The sequence below is a fragment of the Burkholderia pyrrocinia genome, assembly GCF_001028665.1.
GTDB classification, from domain to species: domain Bacteria; phylum Pseudomonadota; class Gammaproteobacteria; order Burkholderiales; family Burkholderiaceae; genus Burkholderia; species Burkholderia pyrrocinia.
In genome coordinates this window covers 2,217,266-2,242,338 of record NZ_CP011504.1, presented here as the reverse complement: position 1 = coordinate 2,242,338, position 25,073 = coordinate 2,217,266, and the positions used below count along the sequence as shown (strand labels likewise).

Below are 25,073 nucleotides of genomic sequence, written 5' to 3'. Positions count from 1 at the left end.
AGCGGGCTCAACTCCGATTTCAGGACCGACCGCGAGGCCGTTGCGCGAAGTTGCCGATCCGTACGTGCGCGTGCTGCCATTCTTTCCACCCCGATGCTAGGAAATTGCGTGCGGCGCCGGTCCGGCACCGCACATGTCGTTGCGCCTGGAACAGGCCGCTGGAATCCGGAGACCATACGAAGCGCGAATGGCAGCGGCATGGCGACTGTTACGGACCATTCCGGCCGCCGCGAAAAGGTCCGTAGCTTTTGTCATGGAAGGCCGGTCACGCCGGTTCGGGGCGTACGCGGCGCACCGCGTCGAGCGCCCCGGCCACCCGCTCGACTACCGTCGGCCAGTCGCCGGGCTGCTGCTGCCGGAACAGCGTCACGGCCGGATACCACGGGCAGTCGTCGCGTTCGAGCAGCCAGCGCCAGTCCGGCACGCGCGGCAGCAGCACCCACACGGGCCGCCCGAGCGCGCCGGCCAGATGCGCGACCGACGTGTCGACGCTGATCACGAGATCCAGCGTGTCGACCAGCGCGGCCGTTTCGGCAAAATCCGTCAGCGCGTCCGCGAACGACAGCACACCGCTGGCCGCGAACGCGTCGGCGTCGCGCGCACGCATTTGCGGCTGCAGGCTCACGAAGGTCACGTCGAGCGCCATCAGCGGCGCAAGCGCGGTGAACGGCATCGAGCGGTTCTCGTCGTTCGCATGGCGCGGATTGCCGGACCACGCGAGCCCGACCCGCAGCCGGCCCGGCGGCGCAAGCGCGTCGAGGCGCTGCGCCCACGCAGCGCGCCGCCGCGCATCGGCGCGGAGGTACGGCACGTCGGCCGGCACCGTGCCGAGCGTCGTGCGGAACGCGTACGGCAGGCTCATCAGCGGACACTGCAGGTCGAACGCCGGCGTCGGCTGCCCCTCGGTGACGATCCGGCTCACGCCGCGCAGCGTGCCGAGCAGTTCGCCGAGCGCGGCCGGCGCCTCGACGATCACGGTCGCGCCGAGGTCGTGCGCAAGGCTCGCATAGCGGCAGAACTGCAGCGTGTCGCCGTAACCCTGTTCCGCGTGCAGCAGCAGCGTGCTGCCCGCGAGCGGTTCGTCGCCGGTCCACAGCGGCCGGTCGGCATGACGCCGGCGCAACATCGCGTCGGCCGCGTCCCAGCGCGTCTCGTGCTGCCGCCAGCCCGCGTCGAAATCGCCCATCAGCAGCCGGCAGAATGCCTCGGAGCGGCGTGCGGCGCCGTGGTGCGGATCGCGCCGGCAAGCGTCAGCGTAATCCGCCAGCGCCGCGTCGTAGTCGCCCAGGTGCTGGCGCGCGAGCGCACGCGTAAACAACGCCTGCGCCGCTTCCGCCGGCGCGGCCGCCGCCGCCGCGTGGCTCGCGAGCGCTTCGTCGTAGCGGCCGAGCTGCTGCAGCGCGAGCGCGCGGTTGTAATGCAGCTCAACGTGCGGCCCGGTCAGCGCGAGCGCCGCGTCGTAATCTGCAAGCGCGTCTTCGAACCGGCCCAGCGAACGCAGCGCGGCCGCACTGTTGCGTCGCGCGTCGATATCGTCGGGTTTGCGCGCCAGCGCTTCGCGATACGCGTGCGCGGCTTCGTCGTAGCGTTCGAACCCGAGCAGCGCATTGCCGCGTCCGACCCATGCCGCGACGTTGCCGCGATTCAGCGCGAGCAGCCGGTCGCAGCGCTTCAGCAATTCGTCGCGGGCATGCAGCAGATCCAGCGCGACGCAGCTCGCGTACAGCAACTGTTCGTCGTCCGGCAGCCGCGCAAGCCCTTCGTCGAGGCACGCGAGCGCGTCGGCCGGCCGGCCGAGTTCGGTCATCACCACGCCGCACGCGTACACGAGCTCAGGCGTCTTGCCGCGCACGACCATCGCAAGCTGATAGCTGTGCAGCGCCTGCTCGCGATGGCCGAGCGCGCGCAGCGCATGCCCGCGTTCGGTATGCGCGGCCGGGTCGTTCGCATCGATCCGCAGCGCGCGCTCGATGCTGATCAGCGCGTCGGCGGGCCGCTCGAGCCGCCTCAGCGTCTCGCCTCGCTTGCACCACGCCGCCGCGTGAGCAGGCTCGCGCACGAGCGCGCGATCGTAGGCCGCGAGCGCTGCGTCGTATTGTCCGAGCGCGAGCAGCGCATCGCCGCGCGCCGCATTCGACGGCGCATGGTCCGGATCGGTCGCGAGCGCGCGATCGGCGACCGCGAGCGCGTCGCGATGGCGACCGACGCCGGTCAGCGCCGCCGCGTGATTCGCGAGCGTCCACGGCTGGTTCAACCCGAACCGCATCGACCGCGCAATCAGCGACTCCGCCCGCGCGGGATCGCCGAGCTTCAGGTGTACGAGGCCAAGCAGGTGCAGTGCCTCGACGTGGTCGGGCGCCATCGTCAGCACGCCTTCGTAGAGCCGCCCGGCCCCCGCGAAGTCGCGTTGCTCGAGCTTCGTGCGCGCATTGCGCAGCGCGTCGGCGACCACCGCATGCAGCGGCGCGGCCGCGGCGCCAAGTACCGCACCGGCCATCGGCGCAGCGTCGCGGCGCGCACTCACCGCGCGCCCCCGCCGACGATCGCCGGCAATTCGGCCGCGATACGCTCGACCACCGGCGCCCACTGCCCGCCCTCCGGCTGGCGGAACAACCGCGCGGACGGATACCACGGGCTGTCGTCCCGCTCCAGCAGCCAGCGGAAATCGGGCGTATGCGGAATCATCAGCGCAAGCGGCCGGCCGAGCGCGCCGGCGAGGTGCGCGACGGACGTATCGACGCTGACGATGCCGTCCATCAGCGCGGTCAGCGCCGCCGTGTCGGCGAAGTCCGCCAGATCGTCGCCGACGAAGCGGACCGCGCTCGCGTCGAGCACCGGCCGATCCTCGTCGCGGATCACCTTCTGCAGGCTGATCCACTCGTAGCGGTCATCGAACAGCGGCAGCAGATCCGCGAGCGTCATCGAGCGGTTGCGGTCGTTCAGGTGCAGCGGATTGCCGGACCACACGAGGCCGATGCGCGGCCGCGTCGATGCGCCGAGCCGTTCGCGCCAGCGCGCGACGCGCGCGGGATCGGCGGCGAGATACGGCACGCCCGCCGGAATCGACGCCAGGTCCGTACGGAACTCGAGCGGCAGGCTCAGCAGCGGGCAATGCACGTCGAACGGCGGCAGCGGCTCGCCGCGGGCGACCAGCGTGTCGACGCCGTCGAGCGTCGCCAACAGCGTCTTCAGCTCGACCGGCGCTTCGAGCACGACGCGTGCGCCGAGCGCTTTCACGAGCGGCACGTAACGGCAGAACTGCAACGTATCGCCGAGCCCCTGTTCCGGGTAAAGCAGGATCGTCTTCCCGTCGAACGGCATCCCGTGGGTCCAGCGCGGCTGCGCGAACGTGCGCCGGCTCGCGTCGAGCTGCGTGTCGCGCCAGCGCCATTCGTACTCGGCCCAGCCCGCTTCGAAATCGCCGATCGACAGGCACAGGAACGCGCGCATGCAGTGCGCAAGCACATAGTCGGGATCGAGGTCGATCGCATCCGCGTACGCCTGCCGCGCGGCGTCGTGACGTCGCAGCGCGCGCAGCGCATTACCCTTGTGGAAGTGCGCGAGCTTGTCGCGCGGCGTCGCGTCGATCACGCGCGCGAAATCGTCGAGCGCGGCCTCGTAGCGGTGCGTTTCGAGCTGCACGCGGCCGCGCGTGAACCATGCGGGTACGAAGCGCTCATCGAGCGCGAGCGCGCGGTCGCACATGTCGCGCGCATCGTCGTGACGTGCGACGCGCATCAGTGCGCTCGCGTAGTTGCACAGCACGCCGGTACTGCGCGGTTCCGCATCGAGCGCGCGCGCATAGCTGTCGACCGCGTCGCGGTAGCGCTCCAGATGGCTGGCTGCGTTGCCGCGATTCGCGAGCGCCCGCGCATGGCGCGGATCGATCGCGAGCACGCGGTCGCAGCGCCCGAGCGCCTCATCGTGCCGGCCGAGCTGCTCGAGCGCGATCGAACTGTTGAAGATCGCATCGACGAAGGTCGGGCTCGTCGCGATCGCCGCATTGAAATCCGCGAGCGCACGTTCGGGATCGTGCAGGTCCAGATACGCGACGCCGCGCAGGAACAGCACCTCGGCACTGCCCGGCATCTGCGCGAGCGCGTGGCCATAGCTGTCGACCGCATCGCGGAAACGGCCGAGTTCGCGCAGCGCGAGACCGCGCCCGCGCATCGCGTCGAACGAACGCCCGCCGAGCGTGATCGACCGGTCGCAGTCGGCGAGCGCTTCGTCATGGCGGCCGAGTGCGCGCAGCATGTCGCTGCGCTTCACGTAGCCGTCGGCGAAGCCGGGCGTCAGTTCGAGCAGGCGATCGTAGACCGTGCGCGCGTCGTCGTGCCGCGCGAGTTGCGCAAGCAACCCGGCGCGCTGAAACAGTACGCGCTGATGGACGGGATTGATCGCGAGCGCCTCGTCGAGGCGCGCGAGCGCGTCGTGATCTCGCCCGAGCCCGGCCAGCACCGCCGCATAGTTCGCGAGCGCGAGCGGCACCGGCTGGCGCTCGACCGAGCGCCGCATCAGCGGCTCGGCATCGTCGAGACGCCCCTGCTGGAAGCGCACCGCGCCGAGCAGGTGCAGCGCCTCCGGATGCTCGGGATCGAGCGTCAGCAATTCGGCATACGCGTTCTCCGCATGCTGCAGCGCGCCCTCGTGATGCGCCTTGCGCGCACGCAGGAGCAGCCGTTCGAGCTGCGCGGTGTCGGGCGGACGGCGATCCGGCGCGACCGGCGCGCTCGCGAATGTCATCCCTTCCCCGTTCGGTGTCATCGTGTGGCTCCCACTGGTCGCTGTTCGCATCGCGTGTCGTGTCTAACGTGTCATCGGCTCGAGCGCGGCACGCACCGCGTCGATCGCGCCCGTCCAGTCCCCGGGCGCCGGCTGCCGGAACAGCCGCGCGGACGGATACCACGGGCTGTCGCCGCGCGTCCGCATCCAGCGCCACTCCGCCGGGTCGGGCAGCAGCACCCAGACCGGGTGGTCCAGCGCGCCGGCCAGATGCGCGACCGCGGAATCGACCGCGATCACGAGGTCCAGCGCGCCGATCAGCGCGGCCGTATCCGCGAAGTCGCCGAGTTCGTCGTCGATGCGGCGGACCGGTGCATCCGCGAGCAGCGCCTCGTCGCGTTCGCGCACGGGCTTCTGCAGACTGATCCATTCGACGTCGAGATCGAACAGCGGCGCGAGCCGCGAGAAATCGATCGACCGGTTGTGATCGTTGCGGTGCTCCGGATTGCCGGCCCACGCGATCCCGATGCGCGACCGGCGCCGTTCGCCGAGCAGTGCGTCCCACTGGCGCGTGCGCTGCGGGTCCGCCTGCAGGTAGGCGCCGGTGCGCGGAATGGTGGCTTCTTCGGTGCGAAACGCATGCGGCAGGCTCAACAGCGGCGCGTGGCAGTCGAACGCCGGCAGCGGCTCGCCGCGCGCGATCACGTCGGCCGTGCCGGGCAACGACGCCATCAGCGCGCGCAGCGTCGGCTGCACCTCGATCACGACCCGTGCGCCGCGCGCAGCCACCAGCGGCACATAGCGGCAGAATTGCAGCGTGTCGCCGAAGCCCTGTTCCGCATGAATCAGCACGGTCCGGCCGTCGAGCGGCGTGTCGCCGTGCCACGCCGGCTGCGTGAACGGCCGGTAGTGCCGCGCAAGCTGCGCATCGCGCAGCCGCCATTCGTATTCGGGCCAGCCGCGCGCGAAATCGCCTTCGATCAGAAACAGCGACGCGCGCGCGAAATGCGCTTCGGCGTAGTCGGGACGCAGCGCGATCGCGCGGTCGTACGCGGCGAGCGCGTCGTCCGTGCGTGCCGTTTCGAAATGCAGGTTGCCGCGATTGAGCCAGTTCGTCGCGTGATCGGGACGCAGCGCGAGCGCGCGGTCGAGCGACGCCATCGCTTCGTCGTAGCGGTGCAGGTCCTGCAACACGCTGCTGCGGTTGGTCCACGCCTCGGCGAACCGCGCGTCGCGCGCAAGCGCGGCGTCGTAGCTGGCCAGCGCGTCGTCGTAACGTTTCAGATAACGTAACGCGGTGCCGCGGTTGCACAAGGTCTCCGCCGCGTGCGGATCGAGCGCCAGCGCGCGCGCATATCCGGCCAACGCGTCGTCGTAGCGCTTGAGCTGCAGCAACGCATTGCCGCGGGTCGCATGGGCGCGGACATGATCCGGATCGAGCATCAGCACGCGCTCGCAGCGGACGAGCGATTCGTCGGCGCGACCGAGCCGTTCGAGCGCCACCGCGCTGTTGTAGAGCACGTCGATTCGCGCGGGATCGGCCGCGATCGCTTCGTTGAAAGCGGCGAGCGCCTCGCCCGGCCGATCGAGATCGATCAGCGTGCGGCCGCGCTCGGCCACGATCGCGGCGACGCCGGGCCGGATTGCATTCGCGCGATCGAAGCACTGCAGCGCATCGGCCGGCCGCTGCAGTTCGCGCAACACGAGGCCGCGGTTGAACCACGATTCGAACGAACGCGGGTCGACCATCAGCGCGCGATCGTAGGTGTCGAGCGCTTCGTCGAAGCGGCGCAGCGCACGCAACGCGCTGCCGCGATTGCAGAGCGCATCGAGCACGAGCGGCGACACGGCGAGCGCGCGGTCGAACGATGCCAGCGCGTCGTCGTAGCGGCGCAGCCCGATCAACGTATTGCCGTGACGCACGAGCGTCTGCACGTCGTCGGGCGTCGCGCGCAGCGCGGCCGTGAAATGCTCGAGCGCCTCGTCGACGCGGCCGCGCTCGCCGGCGATCGCGCCGAGGTCCGACAGCGCGCGCGTGCCGGGTGCGATCGCGATCGACTGGCGCAGCAACGCTTCGGCAGCGTCGGCCGCGCCACGCTGGAACTGCAGTACGCCGTACAGGTGCAGCGCCTGGGGATTGTCCGGCTCCTTCGCGAGCACGGCGAGATATTCGCGCGCAGCGTCGTCGAACCGTCCGGCGCTGTGCCAGTTTTGTGCGCGGCTCAGGATCGCCGCCGCTTGCTGTTGCCCGCGCGCGTCGTTCCCCGACGCGCCCGCGTGTGCATCATGCCGGTGCTCGACCGTCACGTTCGCCCCCTTCCCGTTTGCCGATGCCGCCGCTGAACCGGCCGATGGAACCGGTCGCGGCGGTCATGCTCGTCACGAGACTAACGGACGGGCAATAACAGACGTATGACGAAAGTTACGGACCTTTTTGCCCGGGGGACGGAACGCGTTTCGGGCCGGGGCGGCACGCGCCGCCGTCACTGGCCGATCGGAATCGTCCGCACGTATTCGACCGCCGGCGAGCCCGTCGTGATCGCGAAGCGCACCCCGCGCGGCAGCGGCATCCCGAGCGACGTGATGTTGCTGATGCCGTGCTGCGCGAGAAACTGCGCGTAGGCCTGCTCGATGACGGTCTGGCTCGTCGTCCAGCCACCCGGCGGAATCCATACGGCAAGCTGCATCGACCGCGCATCGTTGCTGGCCACCACCCGCGCGAACGCATCCATGTGATGCAGCGCGTCGTCGACCTCGGCCAGCGACGCGAGCGGCTGCGACGCGCTGCGCGCGAGTTCGCGTCCCTTGAGCTGGTAGCGCACGACCTGCATCTGCGTCGGTCCGCCGCCGACACCGAGATGGCGCACCATCACCAGTTCGTTCGGGCGGATGCGCAGCGGCGGCCCGAACACTTCGTCGGCCGTCACGAGGTTCGTCAGGTCGAACTGCAGCTGGGAGAAATAGCGGCCGAGCAGACGCGTTTGCGCCAGATTCGACGCGATATCGTCGCGGCCGCGGATCGTCGCGTCGAGGCCGCGCCACGACAGCAGCGCGATCACGGCGAGCAGCGCGATCGCGACCAGCATCTCGATCAGCGTGAAACCGCGGGCGCGCGCCGCCGCGCGCGGTTCAGCGGCGCGCTTCATTCTGGATCACCGTGACGACTTCGGCGAGCACGTTGCGGCTCGACGCGGACGGATAGACGCTCACCGTCACGCGACGCACGAGCGGGCTCGGCAGCGCGGCCACCGACTGGCGGCACACGAACCGGTAGCGGCCCTGCGGGCAGGCAAACGTATTCGTGCCGACGGGCGGCCAGGTCGATGCGATGCGGATCTCGCCGAGCGCGTTATCGGCGCTCCATAACGCCAGCAGGCGCATGCGTGCCGTATCGGTATCCGACGCGAGCGCGCCGATCGCGCGCATCACGGCACCGAGCGCCACCGCCACGATCGCCAGCGCAATCAGCACCTCGATCAGCGTGAATCCCCGTTCCGGCGCCCGCGCCGTGCGCGATCCGCCGCGCGCATGGCGGTTGTAGTCGGTGTTGTCGTCGCACATGACCTGCGTTCTTGTCGATGGGTCGTCGCCCGGCGCCCGGCGCCCAAACCGCGGCGCAGGCCGCATCGCCGGCGCGACGGGCGCCGTGCAAGGACGTTAAGCGCGGCGTATGGCACACACGTGTCGAATGGTACGGACCATTTGGCGCGGCAAGCGCGGGCGGGCAGGCGCGGCGGCGCGTCGGCGCACCGCATGCGGTATCGCGCGATGCGCGCATCACGGCAGACGGAAGACGGGAAACTGGCAACGATCGGAAAAGACCGTCCGGCAGCGGACGGTACGCGGTGAAGGCGATCCTCAGGCGGGATCGACGCGACGGCGTCAGGCCGTCACGGTGTCGTCATACTCGGCGCGGGCAAGCTGGCCGGCGGCGTAAGCTTCGGCTTCGCCGCGAAAGCCTTCCCGACTGAATGCAACGACTTTCACCCCGACACCGGTCGCCCGCTTCACCGTCAGCGCCCATTGCCATCCGCCGTCTTGTTCGAAGACGTGCAGCGAGGGTTCGAAGGAAGGGTCGAGTACGGTCACGCGTTATGCTCCTGCCCCCTTGCGCATTGCATCGGCAACGCACGGGGCATGTCGAAAGGGTCGCGCCGGTATACGACGCGTTTCAGCCATTCGACAGTCTAGTCAATGATTGTTGCGACGCACCATCAGAGGTTTCACTCATCTATCGGAACCGGACGGTTGATCGAAATTGCCTGAAGCCCATATGGGACAAGCCTCAGAGCCGTTTCAGGCCGCACGGCAAAACACTCATGCGGCAACGTGCCGCACGCGCCGCCGATTGCGTCTATCGCTCGTTCATGGGTCGAAAAAAGGGGCGGGAATCACCCGGCCGCCCAGGCACCGCTGGTGTGACGACCGGCCGCTACCGGCCCGTACCGTCCGGCATCACCCGCCGGAATGTCAGGTTGACGCGCTCGCCCTGCACGCCCGGCGCCTTCGGCACGCGATGCTGCCACTCGGACTGCGTACGCCCGCGCATCACGAGCAGGCTGCCGTGCACGAGGCGAAATGCATGCGTGACGCCGGTCGCGCGATGGCGGAGATCGAACACGCGCATCGCACCGAGGCTCACCGACGCGATCACCGGCGCATCGCCGAGTTCGGGCTCGTTGTCCGCATGCCAGCCCAGGCTGTCCTGCCCGTTGCGGTAGCGATTGAGCAGCACGCTGTTGAAGCGAGCGCCGCACGTCGCCTCGACCGCGTGCTTCAGGTCGAGCACGGCCGGCGTCCACGGCGCCGGCACGTTGCGGATCCCCGAATACACGTAAACGGCATCGGGTTCGCCCTGCCACGCCGTGAGCCTCGGCAACGGAATGCGCCCGCGCGGCGTGCGGATCGTGTCCTGCCGCCACGCGACCTCGCCGATCAGCGCGGCCAGCGCGCGATCGGCGTCGGGCTGCGCGAGCCAGTCCGGATACCAATCCACGTCGGGCGCGGGCGTGTCAGGGAAAAGATCGGGTGTCGACATGTCGGGAAGGAACGGGCGATGAATGGGACGAGCCATGCATGTCTGCATACTAGCCAACGGCGCCGCGCGCCGCCATGCGCTGTCATTCGCCGATGAAAGGAAACCGCCGCGCACCGCGATGCGCTTTCGCGCATCACGCTATCATCGCGGCGTGTTGCGGTACGCCCTGCCGAGGGGTGCCGCTTTCTTCCGCCATGCCGGCCGGCGCGACCCGGCCGCTTTCTTTCCGGATCCCATCATGACGACGCTCTCCGATTCCGCCCTCGATCAACTGTTCCGCACCGCGCGCACGCACAACGCGTGGCAGGACAAACCCGTCGACGACGCGCTGCTGCACCGGCTGATCGACCTGACGAAATTCGGCCCGACGTCGGCGAACTCGAGCCCTGCGCGCTTCGTGTTCGTCAAGTCGCCCGAAGCGAAGGCGCGCCTGAAGCCCGCATTGTCCGAAGGCAATCTCGCGAAGACGATGGCCGCGCCCGTTACCGTGATCGTCGGCATGGATTTCGCGTTTTACGAGCACCTGCCGCGCCTGTTCCCGCACGCCGACGCACGGAGCTGGTTCGCCGGCAACGATGCGCTGGTCGAGGCCACCGCGTTTCGCAACGCGTCGCTGCAAGGCGCGTACCTGATCCTCGCCGCACGCGCGCTCGGCCTCGATGCGGGCCCGATGTCGGGCTTCGACAACGCGAAGGTCGATGCCGAGTTCTTCGCGGGCACCACGATCAAGAGCAATTTCCTCGTGAATCTCGGCTACGGTGATCCGGCCGGCCTGTTTCCGCGCAGCCCGCGCTTCGACTTCGACGATATCGCCCGCATCGAGTGACGGCGCGCTAACCGCCGCGCGTCAGCCGGATCAGCGTGATCTCGGACGGCACGCCGAAGCGGTTCGGCGGCCCCCAGTATCCGGTGCCGCGGCTCGTATAGAGCCACAGATCGCCGAAGCGGCTCAGCCCGCCGATCACCGGCTGCTGCATCCGCACGAACGGCGGCCACGGCAGGAACTGGCCGCCGTGCGTATGCCCCGACAACTGCACGGTAAAGCCCGCGCGGTTCGCCGCTTCCGCGCTGCGCGGCTGGTGCGCGAGCAGGATCTTCGTGCCGACGTCGCGCGGCGCGCCCGCCAGCGCCTGCTCGGGGTCGCTGCGATGCGCGGGATCGAACCCGCCCGCCGTGAAGTCGGTCACGCCGGCAAGCACCGCGCGCGCGCCGTCGTGCTCGATCAGCACGTGCTCGTTCAGCAGCACCGTCAGCCCGATGCGCCTGAATTCGTCGATCCACTCATGCGCGCCCGCGTAATACTCATGGTTGCCCGTCACGAGAAAGCTGCCGTGCCGCGACTGCATGCGGCCGAGCGGCGCGGTGTGGTCGCGCAGGCGCTTGACCGAGCCGTCGACCACGTCGCCCGTCACGACGACGAGGTCCGCATCGAGCGCATTGACCGCGCGCACGATCCGTTCGATATAGGGCCGCTTGATCGTCGGCCCGACGTGGATGTCGGACAGCTGCACGATCGTCAGCCCGTCGAGCGCGGCCGGCAGCCCCGCGACCGGAATCGACACGCGCTTGACCGCCGCCGTGCGGCGCGCGCCGACAAACCCGATCGCGGTGACGAGCACCGCGGCCGCCAGCACGCCGAGCGCCGTGTCGGCCGCGGCGGCGCTCCACGCGCCATCGTGCCCGAGATGCCGCCACGCGAACACGCCGAGCAGTACGAACTCGCGCAGGAACGTCAGCGCGAGCAGCGACGAGAAGAAGCCCATCACGAGCGAGCCGATCCAGCCGACCAGCGTCGCGGCCCAGCCTTCGTCGAAGCGGCGCGAGAACATGCCGACCGGAATCAGCACGACGAAGCTCGCCAGCACGAGCGCCGCGACCGTGCGCGCGACCGGCGACGCGAATGCGTCGGGGATGATCCGCATCCCGACGTACAGATGGAACAACACGCCGATTGCAATGAACCGGACAAAGAAACTTCGCATGGAGCGCTCACCTTCGTTGCGATACGGCTTCCGCGATGCGCGTCCCACCGGGCCGTGACACCCGGTGCCGCGCTTCGCGCCATACGCACGATGGTACACAGATCCCGGCTGCGACGACCGGTCACGGCCGCCGGTGGAGGCTCGCGCGGCGATCGGCCATCCTCGTGCGATCCGGGCCATGCGTTTCGCTTGCGTCGACGTCAAACCATCGAACGCGAGTGCGATCCGCAACGTCTTGAAACGCGACGCCGGCCGGGCCGACGGGGCTTGTCGCACATGCGGGACGAACGGCTGGCGGTCCGCATCGCGCTGCTTTATTATCGGCTCCGTATCGCGGAATCGTCGTCGCGGCGACGCACCGCATTGCGCCGCGCCCGGCATCCCCCCATCGTCGAGCTCGTCACACCATGAGAAAAACAACGCCACGCGCACCCCTGCGCGTCGCCGCCGTCCTGGCGCCAGCCCTGCCGCTCGCGGGCTGCGCATCGCGCGGCGCACCGTCGTACGTGCTGTTCGGCGCGTATTTCCCGCTCTGGCTCGTCAGCGCGATCGTCGGCATCGTCGGCGCGATCGTCGCGCACCGCGTGTTCGTCGCGACCGGCTGGGCCGCCACCGTCCCTTACCAGCTTGCCGTCTGCACCGCGATCGGGCTCGTGGTCGCCGTGATCGTCTGGCTCACCGGCACGGGGCCGTTCGCATGAAGGCCGCCGGAACCGCCCGCCCCTCCATCAAAGGCCGCGTGATCGCGCTCGCGATCGTCGCGCTCGGCATCGCGGCGCTCGCATACGCGTACCACCGCACGACGGCCTACCCGTCCACCGACGACGCGTCGATCGACGCGGACGTCGTGCATGTCGCGTCGCCTGTCGGCGGGCGCATCGTGCGGCTCGCGGTGCATGAAAACCAGCGCGTCGCGAAAGGCGACCTGCTGTATGAAATCGATCCCGTGCCGTACCGGCTGACGGTTGCGCAAGCGCAGGCCGATCTCGAGCTCGCGCGCGCATCGCTCGACACGCGCCGCCGTTCGCTGATCGGCGAACGCTCGAACGCGGCGGTCGCCGCCGAGCAGGTCAAGCGCGCGACGCAGAACGCCGACCTCGCGACGCGCGACGTGAACCGGCTCGCGCCGCTCGCCGCGCAGGGCTACGTCAGCGCGCAGCAGTTCGACCAGGCGAAGGTCCGCCAGCGCGACGCGGCCGTGTCGCTCGCGCAGGCGCAGGAACAGCAGCGCGCGTCCGCGCAGACGATCGGCGACGAAGCCGACGCGATCGCGACGCTGCATGCGCGCGAGGCCGCGCTGGCCCGCGCGCAGCACGCGCTCGACGATACGGTCGTGCGCGCGCCGCACAACGGGCTCGTGACGGGCCTGACCGTGCTCGCCGGCGAAACCCTCGCGCCGAACCAGTCGATCTTCACGCTGATCGACGCGAGCGAATGGTTCGCCGTCGGTAATTTCCGCGAAACGTCGCTGAACCGCATCGAGGTCGGCGACTGCGCGACCGTCTATTCGATGATCGACCGCAGCCGCCCGATGACGGGCAAGGTCGTCGGCATCGGCGCGGGCATCGCGGACAGTGCCCGCATCAACCTGCCGCGCTCGCTGCCGATCGTGCAGAACTCGGTGAACTGGGTGCACGTCGCGCAGCGTTTCCCGGTGCGCGTGAAGCTCGACGAACCCGACGGCAAGCTCGTGCGCGTCGGCGCCAGTGCGATCGTCGAGGTCCGGCATGGCTCAGCCTGCCGCTGACGTCCGCTCGCCGGGCCCGCGCGAAGTCCTGCGACTGCTCGCGCCGTTTCCGGGGCGCACGGCGATGGCCGTGCGCGTCGCGCTGATCTGCGCGCTGGTCGTGCTCGTGACGAGCGGGTACGGCACGCCGGAGGCCGCGATCTCCGTGTACGTCGTGTTCTTCCTGAACCGCGCGGACCGCGTGACGAGCGTCGTGCTCGCGGTCGCGATGCTGCTGCTCGTCACGGTCGTGATCGCGCTCGTGATGGGTGTCGCGATCTTCAGCATCGACTATTCGATCCTCCGCGTCGCGTGCATGGCCGTGCTGTCGGTCGGCCTGCTCTACCTGACGTCGGCGAGCAAGCTGCGCCCGGTCGGCGCGATCCTCGCGATGATCGTCGGCTTCGGGCTCGACCAGCTCGGCCTGGCGCCGTTCGGCGAAGCCGCGACGCGCGCGCTGCTCTATGCATGGCTGATGGTCGCGATCCCGGTCGGCGTCGCGATCGTCGTCAACCTGCTGATCGCACCGTCGCCGCGCAAGCTCGCGCAAGCGCAGCTCGCGAAGCGGCTGCGGCTCGCCGCGCGGCGGCTGCGCGGCGATGACGGCGGCGACGCGCGCGTCGCGTTCGACGCGAGCCTGCGCGAAGGCGACAAGCAGTTGCTCACGTGGCTCAAGCTGTCGAAGCTCGAAGGCTCGTCGACGGCCGCCGACGTCGTCGCGCTGCGGCAGGCCATCGCATCGAGCACCGCGCTGCTCGTCGCGGTCGCGCTCGCCGACCGCGAACCCGACGCAAGGCTGCCCGACACGTTTGCCGAGCCGATCGCAACGACGCTCGACGACATGGCCGCCATCCTCGAACGCGGCGGCTATCCGGTCGACGTGACGCTCGCGCTGCCGGCAGCCGATACGCTGCCGCCACTCGCGCGCGTCGTCGCAACGGATCTGCACACGGCGATCACGCATTTCGCGGAACCGGCCGCGATCGACGCATCGGCCGATGCGGCGCACGCTCACGTCGCCGACACGCCCGCCGCACCGCCGGCGCCGCCCGCCCCGAGCGGCGGTTTCTTCCTGCCCGACGCGCGCACCAATCCCGACCACGTCCGCTACGCGCTGAAAACGACGGCAGCCGCGATGTTCTGCTACCTGCTGTACTCGCAGCTCGACTGGTCGGGCATCCATACCTGCTTCATCACCTGCTACATGGTGTCGCTCGGATCGACGGCCGAAACGGTCGAGAAGCTCACGCTGCGCATCGCCGGCTGCATCGTCGGCGCGCTGATCGGTACAGCCGCGCTCGTGTTCGTCGTGCCGTCGCTGTCGTCGATCGGCGAGCTGATGGCGCTCGTGTTCGCCGGCGCGTGGCTCGCCGCGTGGGTCGCGTTCGGGTCGCCGCGCATCGCATACGCCGGCCTCCAGATCGCATTCGCATTCTTCCTGTGCGTGATCCAGGGCGCGGGCCCCGGCTTCGACCTGACGCTCGCGCGCGATCGCACGATCGGCATCCTGCTCGGCAACGTGGTCGTGTATCTCGTGTTCACGCGGATCTGGCCCGTCAGCATCGGCAAGCAGATCGACACGGCGCTCGCGGCGCTGCTCGACCAGTGGCGGCGCCTCGCGCAAATCGCACAGCCGGCCGAGCGGCGCGCGCTGGCCGCCGAAGCGTTCGCACGCCACGGTGCGATCGCGCAGGAGCTCGGCCTGATCCATTACGAACCGTCGTGGGTGCGGCCGGCCGCCACGTGGCTCGCCGCGCGACGGCGCGCACTCGCGGAACTCGGCGCGCTCGAAGGCCCGCTGTTCCTGCTCGCCGAACGCACGCCGGGCGACGCGGCGATCGGCGATCGGCTCGCACGCGTGGTCGACCTGCGCGACGACGAAGCCGCGCCTCATGCGGATTCCCCCGCGCCGCCGGCCCCACCGCCGAGCGCCGCCCCCACCGACCCCGCGCGCGACGCGCTGCTGAACCTGATCGACACGCGGCTCGCGCACATCGCCGACACCGCCCGTCAAGCCACACCGAAGGAGCCTGTCCCTCATGCGCCTACCTGAACCGCCGGCCGCCTCGATCGCCGCCGCCGCCCTCGCGACCGCCGTCGCGCTGGCCGGCTGCGCGACGTCGTCGATCGATCTGGCGCCGGAGGCGTCCGACCGCCCGTGGCAACCGCAAACGTCGGCCGCGGGCGACATCGTGCCGGCACCGCCGCGCGCGAGCGCGCAAGGCGCGCACGACTACACGCTGCCGGCCACGCCTGCGCTCGCGTCGGTACCGCCGCCTGCCGCGCTCGATGCCGCGCATGCGTACACGCTGCCCGAGCTGATCGACCTCGCCGAATCGGCGAACCCGCTGACGCGCATCGCATGGAACGACGCGCGCAATGCGGCGCTCGCGGTCGGCATCGCGAAATCCGCCTATCTGCCGAAGCTGTCCGCAACGGCCATGGGCGCGTACCAGGCGAGCCACGGCTCGACGTCGACGATACTCGGCGACTCGTCGAGCGACACGACCGTGCACGGCACGATCTCGGCGCTGTCGCTGCAATGGCTGCTGTTCGATTTCGGCGGCCGCGCCGCGCGCGTCGAAGCGGCCGAACAGGCGTCGATCGCGTCGAACGTCGCGTTCACGGCTGTACACCAGCAAGTGATCCACGACGTGACCGTCGCGTACTACCGGTACGAAGCCGCGCGATCGCGCGCACTCAGCGCGCAGCAGGGCCTCGCGAACGCGGACGCGATCCTCGCGGCGTCCCGCGCGCGGCTCAAGCATGGCGTCGGTACGGTCGTCGAGCTTGCGCAGGCGACGCAGAACCGCGCGCAGGCGAACCTCGCGCTCGTGCAGGCGAGCGGCACGGAAAGCGACAGTTACCTCGCACTGGTGTCAGCGCTCGGCATCTCGCCGCTGTCGAAGCCGACGATCGCCGCGCTGCCGAAACGGGCGCTGCCGCCCGCGCTCGGTTCGTCGGTCGACGCGATCGTGTCGGACGCGATCGCGCGCCGCCCCGACCTGCAGGGCGCGTTTGCGCTCGAAAAAGCCAATCGCGCGAAGATCAAGGCCGCCGAAGCCGCGTTCATGCCGAAGATATTCCTGTCCGCTTCGACGTCGTATGCAAGCGGCGGCACCGCCATCTCCGCACTGCCCGCGATCGGCGACCAGGCGCCGACGGTCAACCTGAACGGCAGCCGCTACGGCGGCGGCGTGTTCCTTGGCTTGACGATCCCGCTGTACGACGGCGGCCTGCGCTCGGCCGTGCTGATGCAGGCGCGCAACGATGCGGAAAGCGCATCCGCGCGTCTCACGCGGACCAAGGAGGAAGCGGTTCGCCAGGTCGTTGCCGCGCAGAACGCGGTACAGACCAGCCTCGCGTCGCACGACGCCGCGAAGGCGCTCGTCGATGCCGCGCAGACGAGCTACGATGCGGCGCTGACCGCGTACCGGAACGGCGTCGGCTCGGTGACCGATGCGACGATCGCGCAAAGCCAATTGCTCGCGGCGCGGAATGCGGAGGTCGACAGCTATGCCGGTGCGCTGTCGGCGGCTGCCGCGCTCGCGCTCGCGACCGGGACGATCGGCTCGGCGCAGTAGCGCAACCGCCCCCGGGCGGTTGACGCATGCGCTCGCCGCCCACTAGAATGCCGCCCATTCTTCCTTCAGGAACCATCGTGGACAGTTGCAGCACTCCGTTGCGTGCGCCGCTTGCCGCCTGAACGCCTGTCCGACGCAGTTCTCCTGCCCCGGCTCGCGTTCCGCGAGCCCGCACGCCTCCCGTTTCACACTGAATGACGCATACGCGCGGTACAGTACCGCGCGCTGACGGCTTTCGTCGCGTCGCCTTCGGCATAACGCCGCAGCGACGCGAGCCGGCATGCGCTCCTTGCACGGCAGGACAACCATGACTTTCGATTTCGCACTCCGTCTTTTCACCGCGTTCGCCTGCGGCGTCGCGATCGGCCTCGAGCGCCAGATGCGCCAGCGCACGGCCGGCCTGCGCACGATCACGCTCGTCGCGAGCGGCGCGTGCCTGTTCGTCACGCTCGGCGTGCTGACCGGCAACGGCGTCGCGGGCGTCACGCAGATCGCCGCGTACGTCGTGTCGGGCGTCGGTTTTCTCGGCGGCGGCGTGATCATGCGCGACAAGGGCTCGATCCAGGGCATCAACACGGCCGCGACGCTGTGGTGTTCGGCCGCCGTCGGCGTGCTGGCCGGCTCCGGCCATTACGTGCCCGCGCTCGCCGGCACGGGCGTCGTGCTGCTCACCAACACGGTGCTGCGCGGCGTCAGCCAGGCGATCAACGCGACGCCCGTGTCGAACGCCGATCTCGTGCGCGAATACCAGATCACCGTGATCTGCCTGGCCGCCGACGAAGTACACATCCGCACGCTGCTGTCGAACTCGATGTACGCGAAGCCGCTGTCGTTCCAGAGCCTGACGAGCGAAGACGTGCCCGACCAGCCGGACCGCCTGAAGGTGACCGCGACGCTGAAGCTGCATCCGAAGGATCAGCAGAAGCTCGAGCAGATCGCGAGCCGGATCAGCATGGAGAAGAGCATTTCCAGCGTGAGCTGGACCGCGAAGGAAGCGGAGCCGATGATGGAGTGAGCGGTGTGGCGGCAGCCGTATTCGCCGCCGCCCTCGCCGCGTCAGGGCGCCTCGATGAGCCCGGCCGAGATTGCCTTGACGACCCGCCTGGACCTTGTTCGTCGCGCCGAGCTTCTCGAGGATGTTGTTGACGTGGAAGTTGACCGTCCGCTCCGAGATGCTGAGGATCTGGCCGATTTCGCATGCGGTCTTGCCTTCGGCCGTCCAGCACAGGACCTCGCGCTCGCGCGCGGTCAGCGTGACGCCCGCCGCGGGCGACAGCTTCGGCACCATGAAGCGGCTCATCAGCGAATGCGACAGGTTCGCGAGCCAGTTCGTCTGCAGCGTCAGCATGTTGATCTCGGCCGGCGTGAGCCGGTCGGCGTGGCGCGCGATGCTCAGTAGCCCGAACGCACCGCGGGCCGCCCAGCTCGACTGCGCGACACCCACCGACAGCCCGAATTCGCGCGCGTCCTGCCAAAGCGGGCTCGGGTCGATCCGGTCGACATCCGGCCAGACGATCATGTTGGTGCTGTGCGCGCCATCGCGCACCGTCGAATCGATCTCGATGTAGTTCCGCGCCTGGTAGTGCGCCATCCAGCCGTCCGGATAGGTATCGAAGATCGCGACCGACGGCTTCGACACCGGGAGCGGTACGCGAATGCCGTAACAGCAATATTCGAATCCCAGCCGTCTGGAATAGGCGGCGATCCGCTGGAAGAGCTGCTGCTCGTCTTCCGCGGCGCTGAATTGTTGATAGGCATCCTGCCAGCGCAGTTCCATTCGTTCTCCGACAACGTCACGCTGTCATACTTGTCAGGTTTCAGCTCCCGTTCGGGGCTGCTACATTCCGCGCATGACTTCACCTTTGCTGCACTCGGTCCCCGGCCCGTCCCCGGACGGCTACGTGCGCCTGTCTGAAGGCGCACTGGCCGTGCTTGCGCTCGACCATGTCACAAGCTGCCTCGACTCATCGCTGCTCGCGGAACTACGCGACAACGCGATCGACGCACGCGTCGCCGGCTATACCGAATGGCAGCGTACAGCCGGTGCCGGCGCCCCTTACGTGACGATCGGCTGGGACTGGTACCTCGAACGCGCAACCGGCACGTTCGTGATCGCAGGCGGCGACGTCCGCAGCAATGTGATGGCCGTCGACGCCACGGGTGCCGACATCGGCATGTTCCAAACGGCCGTCGCACTCGCCGCACGGCTCGCCCGCATCGACTGGCCCGCCGCCGTCGCGTCGGCCCTGCTCGGTCGCAACGACGCCTATCATGCCGGTCCGACGCTCCAGTGACAACCGGTCACGCATTCCTCCGACCATTTCCGAGATGCTGGCGCTCTTTATAAGCAAAAGCGGCCCGGTTTTCAATCCCGTCGATCAAGAAACCGTTACCACGTCCTAAATGACGTCTTTGCGTGGCCAACCTGTAAGAGTTACCAGTTACCGCCCCCTCGTGCTGCGCGATGTAATGCACGCATACAAAAGCACAGATCCGAGGACACCATGCGGACCTTCGTTCACGAAGAAGGGCGGTTACCACACGAACTTGCAGCGGATCTCGGGCGTTATCGGCGCCGCGTGTTCGTCGAACAACTCGGGTGGGCGCTCCCGTCGGCGAACGAATGCTTCGAGCGCGACCAGTTCGATCGCGACGATACCGTCTACGTGTTCGCGCGAAACGCCGGCGGCGACATGTGCGGATGTGCGCGCCTGCTGCCCACGACGCGCCCGTACCTGCTGAAGTCGCTATTCGCCGACCTGATCGCCGAAGACATGCCGCTGCCGCAATCGGCGGCCGTCTGGGAGCTGTCCAGGTTCGCGGCAACGGACGACGACGGCGGGCCGGGCAATGCCGAATGGGCCGTGCGGCCGATGCTCGCGGCCGTCGTCGAATGCGCGGCGCAGCTTGGCGCGCGGCAGTTGATCGGCGTGACGTTCGCGAGCATGGAGCGGCTGTTCCGCCGGATCGGCATACACGCGCACCGCGCAGGCCCGCCGAAACAGGTGGACGGGCGTCTGGTGGTCGCGTGCTGGATCGATATTGATCCGCAAACGTTTGCGGCACTAGGAATCGAGCCGGGGCAGGCAGCCCGGCAAGCCATCGCCGCCTGAGCCGGAACACGCGTTTCCGTCCGGGCGGCATCGTAACGAAGGAGAACCAACGTGGACCAGTCTCAGGTCTTTCGCGCGATGATGCCCGGGTTGACGAGCGCCAACGGCGCCCGCATCGCGGTCGCTTATCCGTCGTTTCCCAGGCCGCTGCCGCTCGTGCGGCTCGACCGCCGCGGGCTCGTGTTTCGTGCCGCCGGCGCCGCGCCGCTCGTCTGCGGGCTGCCGCGCGCCGCGACGCTGCTGGTCGCGGACGAGCCGCTCTGCTCGCTGCGCCTCGTGATCCGCGACATCGCCCCGGACGGCGACGGCCGCCACGACCTGACGATGCAGCCGTCCGGCGCCGCCGGCGACGAATTGCTGTGGCATGCGCTGCGCGACCACGCACCTTACCGGCAGATTCAACACCCGCTCGCGCCCGTCGACGCGTCCCTCGCCGCGGACAGCGAATCGCACGCGACAGCCGGCGAAGCCGGGCCGCGCCCGGCGCGCCGCGCGGCGTTCCGCCTGCCGTGCCACAGCGACGCGCTGTTCTTTGCGGACTGGCTCGAATATCACTTCGACGAGTTGCGCGCGCTGTCGCAACAGCACGGGCCGCAACTGCAGCTCAACCAGCTCGAGCGGCAGGTTGCCGACGACGAGGTCGGCGTGCGCTTCGTCTACGACATCGACGGGCACGCGACACGGCACGCGCTGACCGACTGTGCGCGCGAAGCCTGTGCGTGGATCGAGACGGAGATGCGCAACAAGTACGCGCTGCCTGTCGCGCAGGAGCGGTTCAGCGCGTTTGCGGCGCACGCGCGGGCCGGCGGCATGTGAGTGCGGGACCGGCCGCGTCGCGCGAGGCGGTCGGTGCCGCAGCCAAGTTGCATCGATACAACGGGGGCTTGCCAACCTTCGGGTTTTCCCTTAAATTTACGTCTGTCTCCTCCATGTCTCCAAACATGGATTCAGCCCGCTCAAGCAGCGGGCTTTTTCTTGCCTGCACGAATTGCGGGGCCACATCACCGCCCGCCCCGCTCAACCTGCCTCACGCAATCCGGATCGGCCGGCTTATCATTGACCGGCCCGCTACTCCCCGCCGAGGCCATCTTGCACGCCCATCTGCGCATTGCCCGCCCGGTCGGCAACCTCGCCAAAACCGAGCGCATGTATCGCGACGCCCTCGAATTGTCGGTACTCGCGCGCTTCGAAGATCACGACGGCTTTTCCGGCGTGATGCTCGGACGCGAAGGACTCGACTACCACTTCGAATTCACGCACTGTCCGGACCATCCGATCGCGCCGTCCCCGACGCCCGAAGACCTGATCGTGTTCTACCTGCCGGATCGCCCTGAATGGGAGGCCGCCTGCGAGCGCGCGGCCGCGCACGGTTTCATGCCCGTGACGTCGTTCAATCCGTACTGGGAGATATCGGGGCAGACATTCGAGGATGCCGACGGCTACCGGATCGTGCTGCAGAACGGTACGTGGCGCTGACAGGCCGATGCACGTGAGCCGTTACGCACTTATGTTGCCGCCGGGATGCGCGACATACACGACGTGTCGCCGCAGCGCATGCCCTTCCGGCAACGCGGGATGATCGAAATCGCGCGCGGATTCGCGCTGCATGCCGAGCCGCTGCATCACGTGTTGCGATCGCAGGTTGGTGTCGGCCGTCCACGCGAAGATCTCGCCGAGCGCGATCCGGTCGAATCCGTCGGCCAATGCCGCAGCCGCCGCTTCGGCAACGTAACCATGCCCCCACGCGTGACGCGCCTGCCGCCACACGATCTCGACGCACGGCGCCATCGGATGCGCTGTTCGCACTTCGTGCGACAGCCCGCAAAGCCCGACCAGCATCTCGTCGGCGCGACGCTCGACCGCCCACGTTCCGAAACCGTGCGCATCGAAATGCGCTTCGAAGCGCGCAATGACGTCGATCGCCTCGTCGATGGACATCGCGCCGCGCGCGAGCCACGCGGTTACGTCCGGATGCGCATGCATCGCCGCAAGTGCGTCCGCATCTGCCGGTCGCCAGCGACGCAGCGTCAGGCGTTCGGTTTCGATCTGCTGTGGCGTGGTCATGGGTGATACGGATCTACGGGCGGCGACGCAATGCAGGTAACGTCACGAACCCGGATGCAGAATGGATGAACGGGAAATCGCGATCGTCGCGTCGGCCGGTGACGATCGGAAGAACAGACAGCGAGAAACGGGCGCCAGTGCGCCCGCTGTGATTACTCGTTTTCTTCGAAGTAATGGCCGAACTTCGTCTGCTTCGTGCGGATATAACGCTCGTTTTCCTCACGCACGGGCACCGCGAGCGCCACGCGCTCGCAGACGGGAATGCCGTGCTTCACGAGCGTGTCGAACTTCTTCGGGTTGTTGCTCATCAGGCGCACCGACGTCACGCCGAGGATCCGGAGGATCGCGGCGGCCGAGTCGTATTCGCGGGCGTCGTCCGGCAGGCCGAGGTCGAGGTTCGCCTCGACGGTGTCGCGCCCCTGCTCCTGCAGCGCGTATGCGCGGATCTTGTTGCTCAGGCCGATCCCGCGCCCTTCATGGCCGCGCAGATACAGCAGCACGCCGCGGTCTTCGGCCGCGATGTAGCGCAATGCGAGATCGAGTTGCTCGCCGCAATCGCAGCGGTACGAGCCGAACACGTCGCCGGTCAGGCATTCGGAATGCAGCCGCGTCAACACGGACTGCTCGCCGGTCACGTCGCCCATCACGAGCGCGAGATGTTCGGCATCGCTGCCCGATACGCGGAATGCGTATGACGTGAACGTACCGTAGCGCGTAGGCAGCGACGCGGTGGCGACGAGCGTCACGCACTCGTCGGCCTGGCCATTGCCCGGCGTGGGCGATTGGGGACGCGAAGACATCATGAATTCAATCGAAACGTTCAGGAATATAGGAATTGTGTGGATAGTGCGTGACGGGAGTTTACCGCTAATCTGGAAACGTCATGCGACTGCCGCCGCCTGCCCGGCTATACTGGGCTCATCGGGTGACGCGCATCACGCCTGCCTTCCCTGCATCGTCCTGCATACGGAGAAAGCGAATGAGCACGACTGTCGCGCAGATTCTCAAGGCCAAGCCGGATTCGGGCCGCACCATCTACACCGTCAAGAAGACCGATCTCGTCTACGACGCCATCAAGCTGATGGCGGAAAAGGGCATCGGCGCGCTGCTGGTTGTCGACGGCGACGACATCGCGGGCATCGTCACCGAGCGCGACTATGCGCGCAAGGTCGTCCTTCAGGACCGTTCATCGAAAGCCACCCGCGTCGAGGAAATCATGACGGCGAAGGTGCGCTACGTCGAACCGTCGCAATCCACCGACGAGTGCATGGCGCTGATGACCGAGCACCGGATGCGCCACCTGCCCGTCCTCGACGGCGGCAAGCTGATCGGCCTCATCTCGATCGGCGACCTCGTGAAGAGCGTGATTGCCGATCAGCAGTTCACGATCAGCCAGCTCGAACACTATATCCACGGCACGCCTGCGGTTACGTCCGTCTGACCAGCCCCAGCAAAAAAGGCCCAAACGCGTAAGCGTCTGGGCGGAAAGCCGCCGGGTTGCGGCGACGGAGGTTCTGCTCCTGCGGGCGAACGACGCGCGCAAATGGCGCGCGTCTCGTCGATTAAGTGGTGCGCTCGGGCAGACCGGGGACGTTCGGTCAGTTGCCGAAGTAGACCGAGTTCACGGGATTCGGTGCTTCCCGCGTCATGCGACGGCCTGCTTGTCCGGCACCCGTCGCCACCGCACCGTAGCCGCTCGTATCTGCTTGCGCGAGCATCGGCTGGTTCGGCTGGATCCGCTGTTCGGCCGCCTGGATATTGCTCGGATATTGCGAATCGCTCGCCAGCGGCTTGTAGCCGTTCTGTTCGAGTTGCACGAGTTCGGCCTTGACCTGGTCGCGGGTCAGCCCTTGGTCGGACTGCGCAAACGATGCGATCGGGGCGGCAAGGACGGATGCAGCGATGGCTGCATAGATGATCGACTTCATGATTTACCTCCGGAATATGTTCTCGTTTGACGTCGCCTCGGCAGGAATGTCTGAAGCGATTGAGATCAGTGTAGTTCTCGCCACCCCAAGGGGAAACCCTTAGTTTGAACATACAGCGTTGCGATTTTGGAAAATATAGGCGACTGTTTACGGACCGGGTTGCCTCCACTTGCTTCATCCGCACAACAATCGCTGACGAAACGCCAACAGCCGAATCACATATCCCGAAGGTTGTGTTGTAAAATCGTAAGGTTTTATTCGCCAGTCGATATTCCATCCACCATGTACGCGCTCACGCCCCTTTCGGTTTCGCCGTCCGGCCCGGCCGGCGTGCGCGCGCGCGCCGGCCATCCGGCGCACCCACTCGCTCGACGCACGGCCCAGGCGCCGCTCGCCCCTGCCCGGCGCCTGATCTGACGGCTCGGTCTCCTCCCGGAGCCAGGTCAGACAGGCTCCGGGCGATCCCCATAGGCACGCCACGCCTGCCCCTGCCGATCATTTGGAGAACTGCCATGAAACAACGCCTTTATCAGTTGACCGAACTCGACGTCGCTCGCCTCGAGAAGCACGCCGAGCACAACCCGCGATTCCAGACGATGCTCGACACGCTGCTCGAGCGCGCCGACATCGTTCAGCCCGACGCCATCAAGGCGAACGTCGTCACGATGAACTCGCAGATCACGCTGCTCGACGAAGCGACCCAGGAACAAGCCACCTGGACGATTGTTTATCCGGACGCCGCCAATCTCGAACTCGGCCGCCTGAACGTCTTCTCGCCCGTCGGCATGGCGCTGCTGGGTACGCAGCGCGGCCAGATGGTCAAGGTGATGCAGCCGAGCGGTGCCGAAAAGCTGATGAAGGTCGCCGCGATCGTGTTCCAGCCGGAAGCCAACGGCGAATACACGCGCTGACGCCG

23 protein-coding genes and 1 pseudogene are annotated in these 25,073 nt (G+C 68.4%); 12 read left to right on the top strand and 12 right to left on the bottom strand.

Annotation, left to right across the window (positions count from 1 at the left end; genetic code table 11):
• Positions 1-265: 265 nt before the first annotated feature.
• The 7 genes from ABD05_RS26220 to ABD05_RS26190 all read right to left on the bottom strand — a co-directional run bounded on the left by ABD05_RS26220 (position 266) and on the right by ABD05_RS26190 (position 9,760).
• A complete protein-coding gene (locus ABD05_RS26220) occupies positions 266-2,497 on the bottom strand; it encodes a tetratricopeptide repeat protein (RefSeq protein WP_047903815.1) in 2,232 nt (743 codons plus the stop codon).
• A gap of 23 nt (positions 2,498-2,520) precedes the next feature.
• A complete protein-coding gene (locus tag ABD05_RS26215; RefSeq protein ID WP_047902904.1) occupies positions 2,521-4,764 on the bottom strand; it encodes a tetratricopeptide repeat protein in 2,244 nt (747 codons plus the stop codon).
• Between the two features lie 42 nt (positions 4,765-4,806).
• A complete protein-coding gene (locus tag ABD05_RS26210; RefSeq protein ID WP_047902903.1) occupies positions 4,807-7,029 on the bottom strand; it encodes a tetratricopeptide repeat protein in 2,223 nt (740 codons plus the stop codon).
• 176 nt (positions 7,030-7,205) lie between these two features.
• Positions 7,206-7,868, bottom strand: a complete 663-nt coding sequence (locus tag ABD05_RS26205) for a PulJ/GspJ family protein (protein ID WP_047902902.1) — start codon at positions 7,866-7,868, stop codon at positions 7,206-7,208.
• Entirely contained in the window at positions 7,852-8,283 is a 432-nt protein-coding gene (gene gspI / locus ABD05_RS26200; RefSeq protein ID WP_047902901.1) for a type II secretion system minor pseudopilin GspI, read from the bottom strand. The genes ABD05_RS26205 and gspI overlap by 17 nt, the downstream gene beginning before the upstream one ends.
• Before the next feature lie 321 nt (positions 8,284-8,604).
• The gene (locus ABD05_RS26195; RefSeq protein ID WP_047902900.1) at positions 8,605-8,811 is read right to left on the bottom strand and encodes a hypothetical protein; all 207 of its coding nucleotides are present in this window, start codon (positions 8,809-8,811) and stop codon (positions 8,605-8,607) included.
• A gap of 343 nt (positions 8,812-9,154) precedes the next feature.
• On the bottom strand, positions 9,155-9,760 hold the full coding sequence (locus ABD05_RS26190) for an alpha-ketoglutarate-dependent dioxygenase AlkB family protein (protein WP_047902899.1): 606 nt from the start codon (positions 9,758-9,760) through the stop codon (positions 9,155-9,157).
• 238 nt (positions 9,761-9,998) lie between these two features.
• On the opposite strand from ABD05_RS26190, the gene ABD05_RS26185 reads away from it, so the two are divergent.
• Positions 9,999-10,586 (top strand): malonic semialdehyde reductase, encoded by a 588-nt coding sequence (locus ABD05_RS26185; RefSeq protein WP_047903814.1) that lies wholly within the window; start codon positions 9,999-10,001, stop codon positions 10,584-10,586.
• A gap of 7 nt (positions 10,587-10,593) precedes the next feature.
• On the opposite strand, the gene ABD05_RS26180 is transcribed toward ABD05_RS26185, so the two are convergent.
• Positions 10,594-11,742, bottom strand: a complete 1,149-nt coding sequence (locus ABD05_RS26180) for a metallophosphoesterase (RefSeq protein WP_047902898.1) — start codon at positions 11,740-11,742, stop codon at positions 10,594-10,596.
• A 407-nt stretch (positions 11,743-12,149) separates the two neighbouring features.
• Between ABD05_RS26180 and ABD05_RS26175 the strand changes: the two genes are divergently transcribed.
• The 5 genes from ABD05_RS26175 to ABD05_RS26155 all read left to right on the top strand — a co-directional run bounded on the left by ABD05_RS26175 (position 12,150) and on the right by ABD05_RS26155 (position 18,067).
• Positions 12,150-12,443 (top strand): hypothetical protein, encoded by a 294-nt coding sequence (locus ABD05_RS26175; RefSeq protein ID WP_012339766.1) that lies wholly within the window; start codon positions 12,150-12,152, stop codon positions 12,441-12,443.
• Entirely contained in the window at positions 12,440-13,489 is a 1,050-nt protein-coding gene (gene mdtN, locus ABD05_RS26170; protein WP_047902897.1) for a multidrug transporter subunit MdtN, read from the top strand. Before ABD05_RS26175 ends, mdtN begins: the two co-directional genes overlap by 4 nt.
• On the top strand, positions 13,470-15,521 hold the full coding sequence (locus ABD05_RS26165; RefSeq protein ID WP_047902896.1) for an FUSC family protein: 2,052 nt from the start codon (positions 13,470-13,472) through the stop codon (positions 15,519-15,521). Before mdtN ends, ABD05_RS26165 begins: the two co-directional genes overlap by 20 nt.
• Positions 15,508-17,052 carry a TolC family protein gene (locus ABD05_RS26160; protein ID WP_047902895.1) on the top strand — a complete coding sequence of 515 codons (1,545 nt, stop codon included), beginning with the start codon at positions 15,508-15,510 and terminating at the stop codon, positions 17,050-17,052. Before ABD05_RS26165 ends, ABD05_RS26160 begins: the two co-directional genes overlap by 14 nt.
• 307 nt (positions 17,053-17,359) lie before the next feature.
• Entirely contained in the window at positions 17,360-18,067 is a 708-nt protein-coding gene (locus ABD05_RS26155; protein WP_047902894.1) for an MgtC/SapB family protein, read from the top strand.
• Positions 18,068-18,108: 41 nt separating this feature from the next.
• Here the strand turns inward: ABD05_RS26155 and ABD05_RS36735 are convergent.
• Positions 18,109-18,829: pseudogene (locus tag ABD05_RS36735) on the bottom strand (autoinducer binding domain-containing protein).
• Positions 18,830-18,902: 73 nt separating this feature from the next.
• Here ABD05_RS36735 and ABD05_RS26145 point away from each other — a divergent pair.
• The 4 genes from ABD05_RS26145 to ABD05_RS26130 all read left to right on the top strand — a co-directional run bounded on the left by ABD05_RS26145 (position 18,903) and on the right by ABD05_RS26130 (position 21,641).
• The gene (locus tag ABD05_RS26145; RefSeq protein WP_047902892.1) at positions 18,903-19,346 is read left to right on the top strand and encodes a DUF4902 domain-containing protein; all 444 of its coding nucleotides are present in this window, start codon (positions 18,903-18,905) and stop codon (positions 19,344-19,346) included.
• Between the two features lie 210 nt (positions 19,347-19,556).
• Positions 19,557-20,165: an acyl-homoserine-lactone synthase gene (locus ABD05_RS26140; protein ID WP_047902891.1), complete on the top strand. Its 609-nt coding sequence runs from the start codon at positions 19,557-19,559 to the stop codon at positions 20,163-20,165.
• Between the two features lie 51 nt (positions 20,166-20,216).
• A complete protein-coding gene (locus ABD05_RS26135; protein WP_047902890.1) occupies positions 20,217-20,981 on the top strand; it encodes a hypothetical protein in 765 nt (254 codons plus the stop codon).
• Between the two features lie 273 nt (positions 20,982-21,254).
• The gene (locus tag ABD05_RS26130; RefSeq protein WP_047902889.1) at positions 21,255-21,641 is read left to right on the top strand and encodes a VOC family protein; all 387 of its coding nucleotides are present in this window, start codon (positions 21,255-21,257) and stop codon (positions 21,639-21,641) included.
• A 21-nt stretch (positions 21,642-21,662) separates the two neighbouring features.
• On the opposite strand, the gene ABD05_RS26125 is transcribed toward ABD05_RS26130, so the two are convergent.
• Together ABD05_RS26125 and ribA are read right to left on the bottom strand one after the other, a co-directional pair.
• Positions 21,663-22,229: a GNAT family N-acetyltransferase gene (locus ABD05_RS26125; protein WP_047902888.1), complete on the bottom strand. Its 567-nt coding sequence runs from the start codon at positions 22,227-22,229 to the stop codon at positions 21,663-21,665.
• A 152-nt stretch (positions 22,230-22,381) separates the two neighbouring features.
• Entirely contained in the window at positions 22,382-23,032 is a 651-nt protein-coding gene (gene ribA / locus ABD05_RS26120) for a GTP cyclohydrolase II (protein ID WP_006480964.1), read from the bottom strand.
• A gap of 176 nt (positions 23,033-23,208) precedes the next feature.
• On the opposite strand from ribA, the gene ABD05_RS26115 reads away from it, so the two are divergent.
• Positions 23,209-23,670, top strand: coding sequence for a CBS domain-containing protein (locus tag ABD05_RS26115; protein WP_047902887.1), 462 nt, complete (start codon positions 23,209-23,211; stop codon positions 23,668-23,670).
• A gap of 157 nt (positions 23,671-23,827) precedes the next feature.
• Here the strand turns inward: ABD05_RS26115 and ABD05_RS26110 are convergent, their stop codons facing one another.
• Entirely contained in the window at positions 23,828-24,157 is a 330-nt protein-coding gene (locus ABD05_RS26110; protein ID WP_047902886.1) for a DUF4148 domain-containing protein, read from the bottom strand.
• A gap of 512 nt (positions 24,158-24,669) precedes the next feature.
• Between ABD05_RS26110 and ABD05_RS26105 the strand changes: the two genes are divergently transcribed.
• Entirely contained in the window at positions 24,670-25,068 is a 399-nt protein-coding gene (locus ABD05_RS26105) for a GreA/GreB family elongation factor (protein WP_006486027.1), read from the top strand.
• Positions 25,069-25,073: the final 5 nt, after the last annotated feature.

What these genes read in the sequence shown, in the direction of transcription:
- ABD05_RS26125 (WP_047902888.1), bottom strand. Translation starts at nt 22,229, where the DNA reads ATGACCACGCCACAGCAGATCGAAACCGAACGCCTGACGCTGCGTCGC.
- ABD05_RS26190 (WP_047902899.1), bottom strand. Translation starts at nt 9,760, where the DNA reads ATGTCGACACCCGATCTTTTCCCTGACACGCCCGCGCCCGACGTGGAT.
- ABD05_RS26180 (WP_047902898.1), bottom strand. Translation starts at nt 11,742, where the DNA reads ATGCGAAGTTTCTTTGTCCGGTTCATTGCAATCGGCGTGTTGTTCCAT.
- ABD05_RS26165 (WP_047902896.1), top strand. Translation starts at nt 13,470, where the DNA reads ATGGCTCAGCCTGCCGCTGACGTCCGCTCGCCGGGCCCGCGCGAAGTC.
- ABD05_RS26115 (WP_047902887.1), top strand. Translation starts at nt 23,209, where the DNA reads ATGAGCACGACTGTCGCGCAGATTCTCAAGGCCAAGCCGGATTCGGGC.
- ABD05_RS26215 (WP_047902904.1), bottom strand. Translation starts at nt 4,764, where the DNA reads ATGACACCGAACGGGGAAGGGATGACATTCGCGAGCGCGCCGGTCGCG.
- ABD05_RS26185 (WP_047903814.1), top strand. Translation starts at nt 9,999, where the DNA reads ATGACGACGCTCTCCGATTCCGCCCTCGATCAACTGTTCCGCACCGCG.
- mdtN (WP_047902897.1), top strand. Translation starts at nt 12,440, where the DNA reads ATGAAGGCCGCCGGAACCGCCCGCCCCTCCATCAAAGGCCGCGTGATC.
- ABD05_RS26220 (WP_047903815.1), bottom strand. Translation starts at nt 2,497, where the DNA reads ATGGCCGGTGCGGTACTTGGCGCCGCGGCCGCGCCGCTGCATGCGGTG.
- gspI (WP_047902901.1), bottom strand. Translation starts at nt 8,283, where the DNA reads ATGTGCGACGACAACACCGACTACAACCGCCATGCGCGCGGCGGATCG.
- ABD05_RS26145 (WP_047902892.1), top strand. Translation starts at nt 18,903, where the DNA reads ATGACTTCACCTTTGCTGCACTCGGTCCCCGGCCCGTCCCCGGACGGC.
- ABD05_RS26155 (WP_047902894.1), top strand. Translation starts at nt 17,360, where the DNA reads ATGACTTTCGATTTCGCACTCCGTCTTTTCACCGCGTTCGCCTGCGGC.
- ABD05_RS26205 (WP_047902902.1), bottom strand. Translation starts at nt 7,868, where the DNA reads ATGAAGCGCGCCGCTGAACCGCGCGCGGCGGCGCGCGCCCGCGGTTTC.
- ribA (WP_006480964.1), bottom strand. Translation starts at nt 23,032, where the DNA reads ATGATGTCTTCGCGTCCCCAATCGCCCACGCCGGGCAATGGCCAGGCC.
- ABD05_RS26110 (WP_047902886.1), bottom strand. Translation starts at nt 24,157, where the DNA reads ATGAAGTCGATCATCTATGCAGCCATCGCTGCATCCGTCCTTGCCGCC.
- ABD05_RS26160 (WP_047902895.1), top strand. Translation starts at nt 15,508, where the DNA reads ATGCGCCTACCTGAACCGCCGGCCGCCTCGATCGCCGCCGCCGCCCTC.
- ABD05_RS26140 (WP_047902891.1), top strand. Translation starts at nt 19,557, where the DNA reads ATGCGGACCTTCGTTCACGAAGAAGGGCGGTTACCACACGAACTTGCA.
- ABD05_RS26105 (WP_006486027.1), top strand. Translation starts at nt 24,670, where the DNA reads ATGAAACAACGCCTTTATCAGTTGACCGAACTCGACGTCGCTCGCCTC.
- ABD05_RS26175 (WP_012339766.1), top strand. Translation starts at nt 12,150, where the DNA reads ATGAGAAAAACAACGCCACGCGCACCCCTGCGCGTCGCCGCCGTCCTG.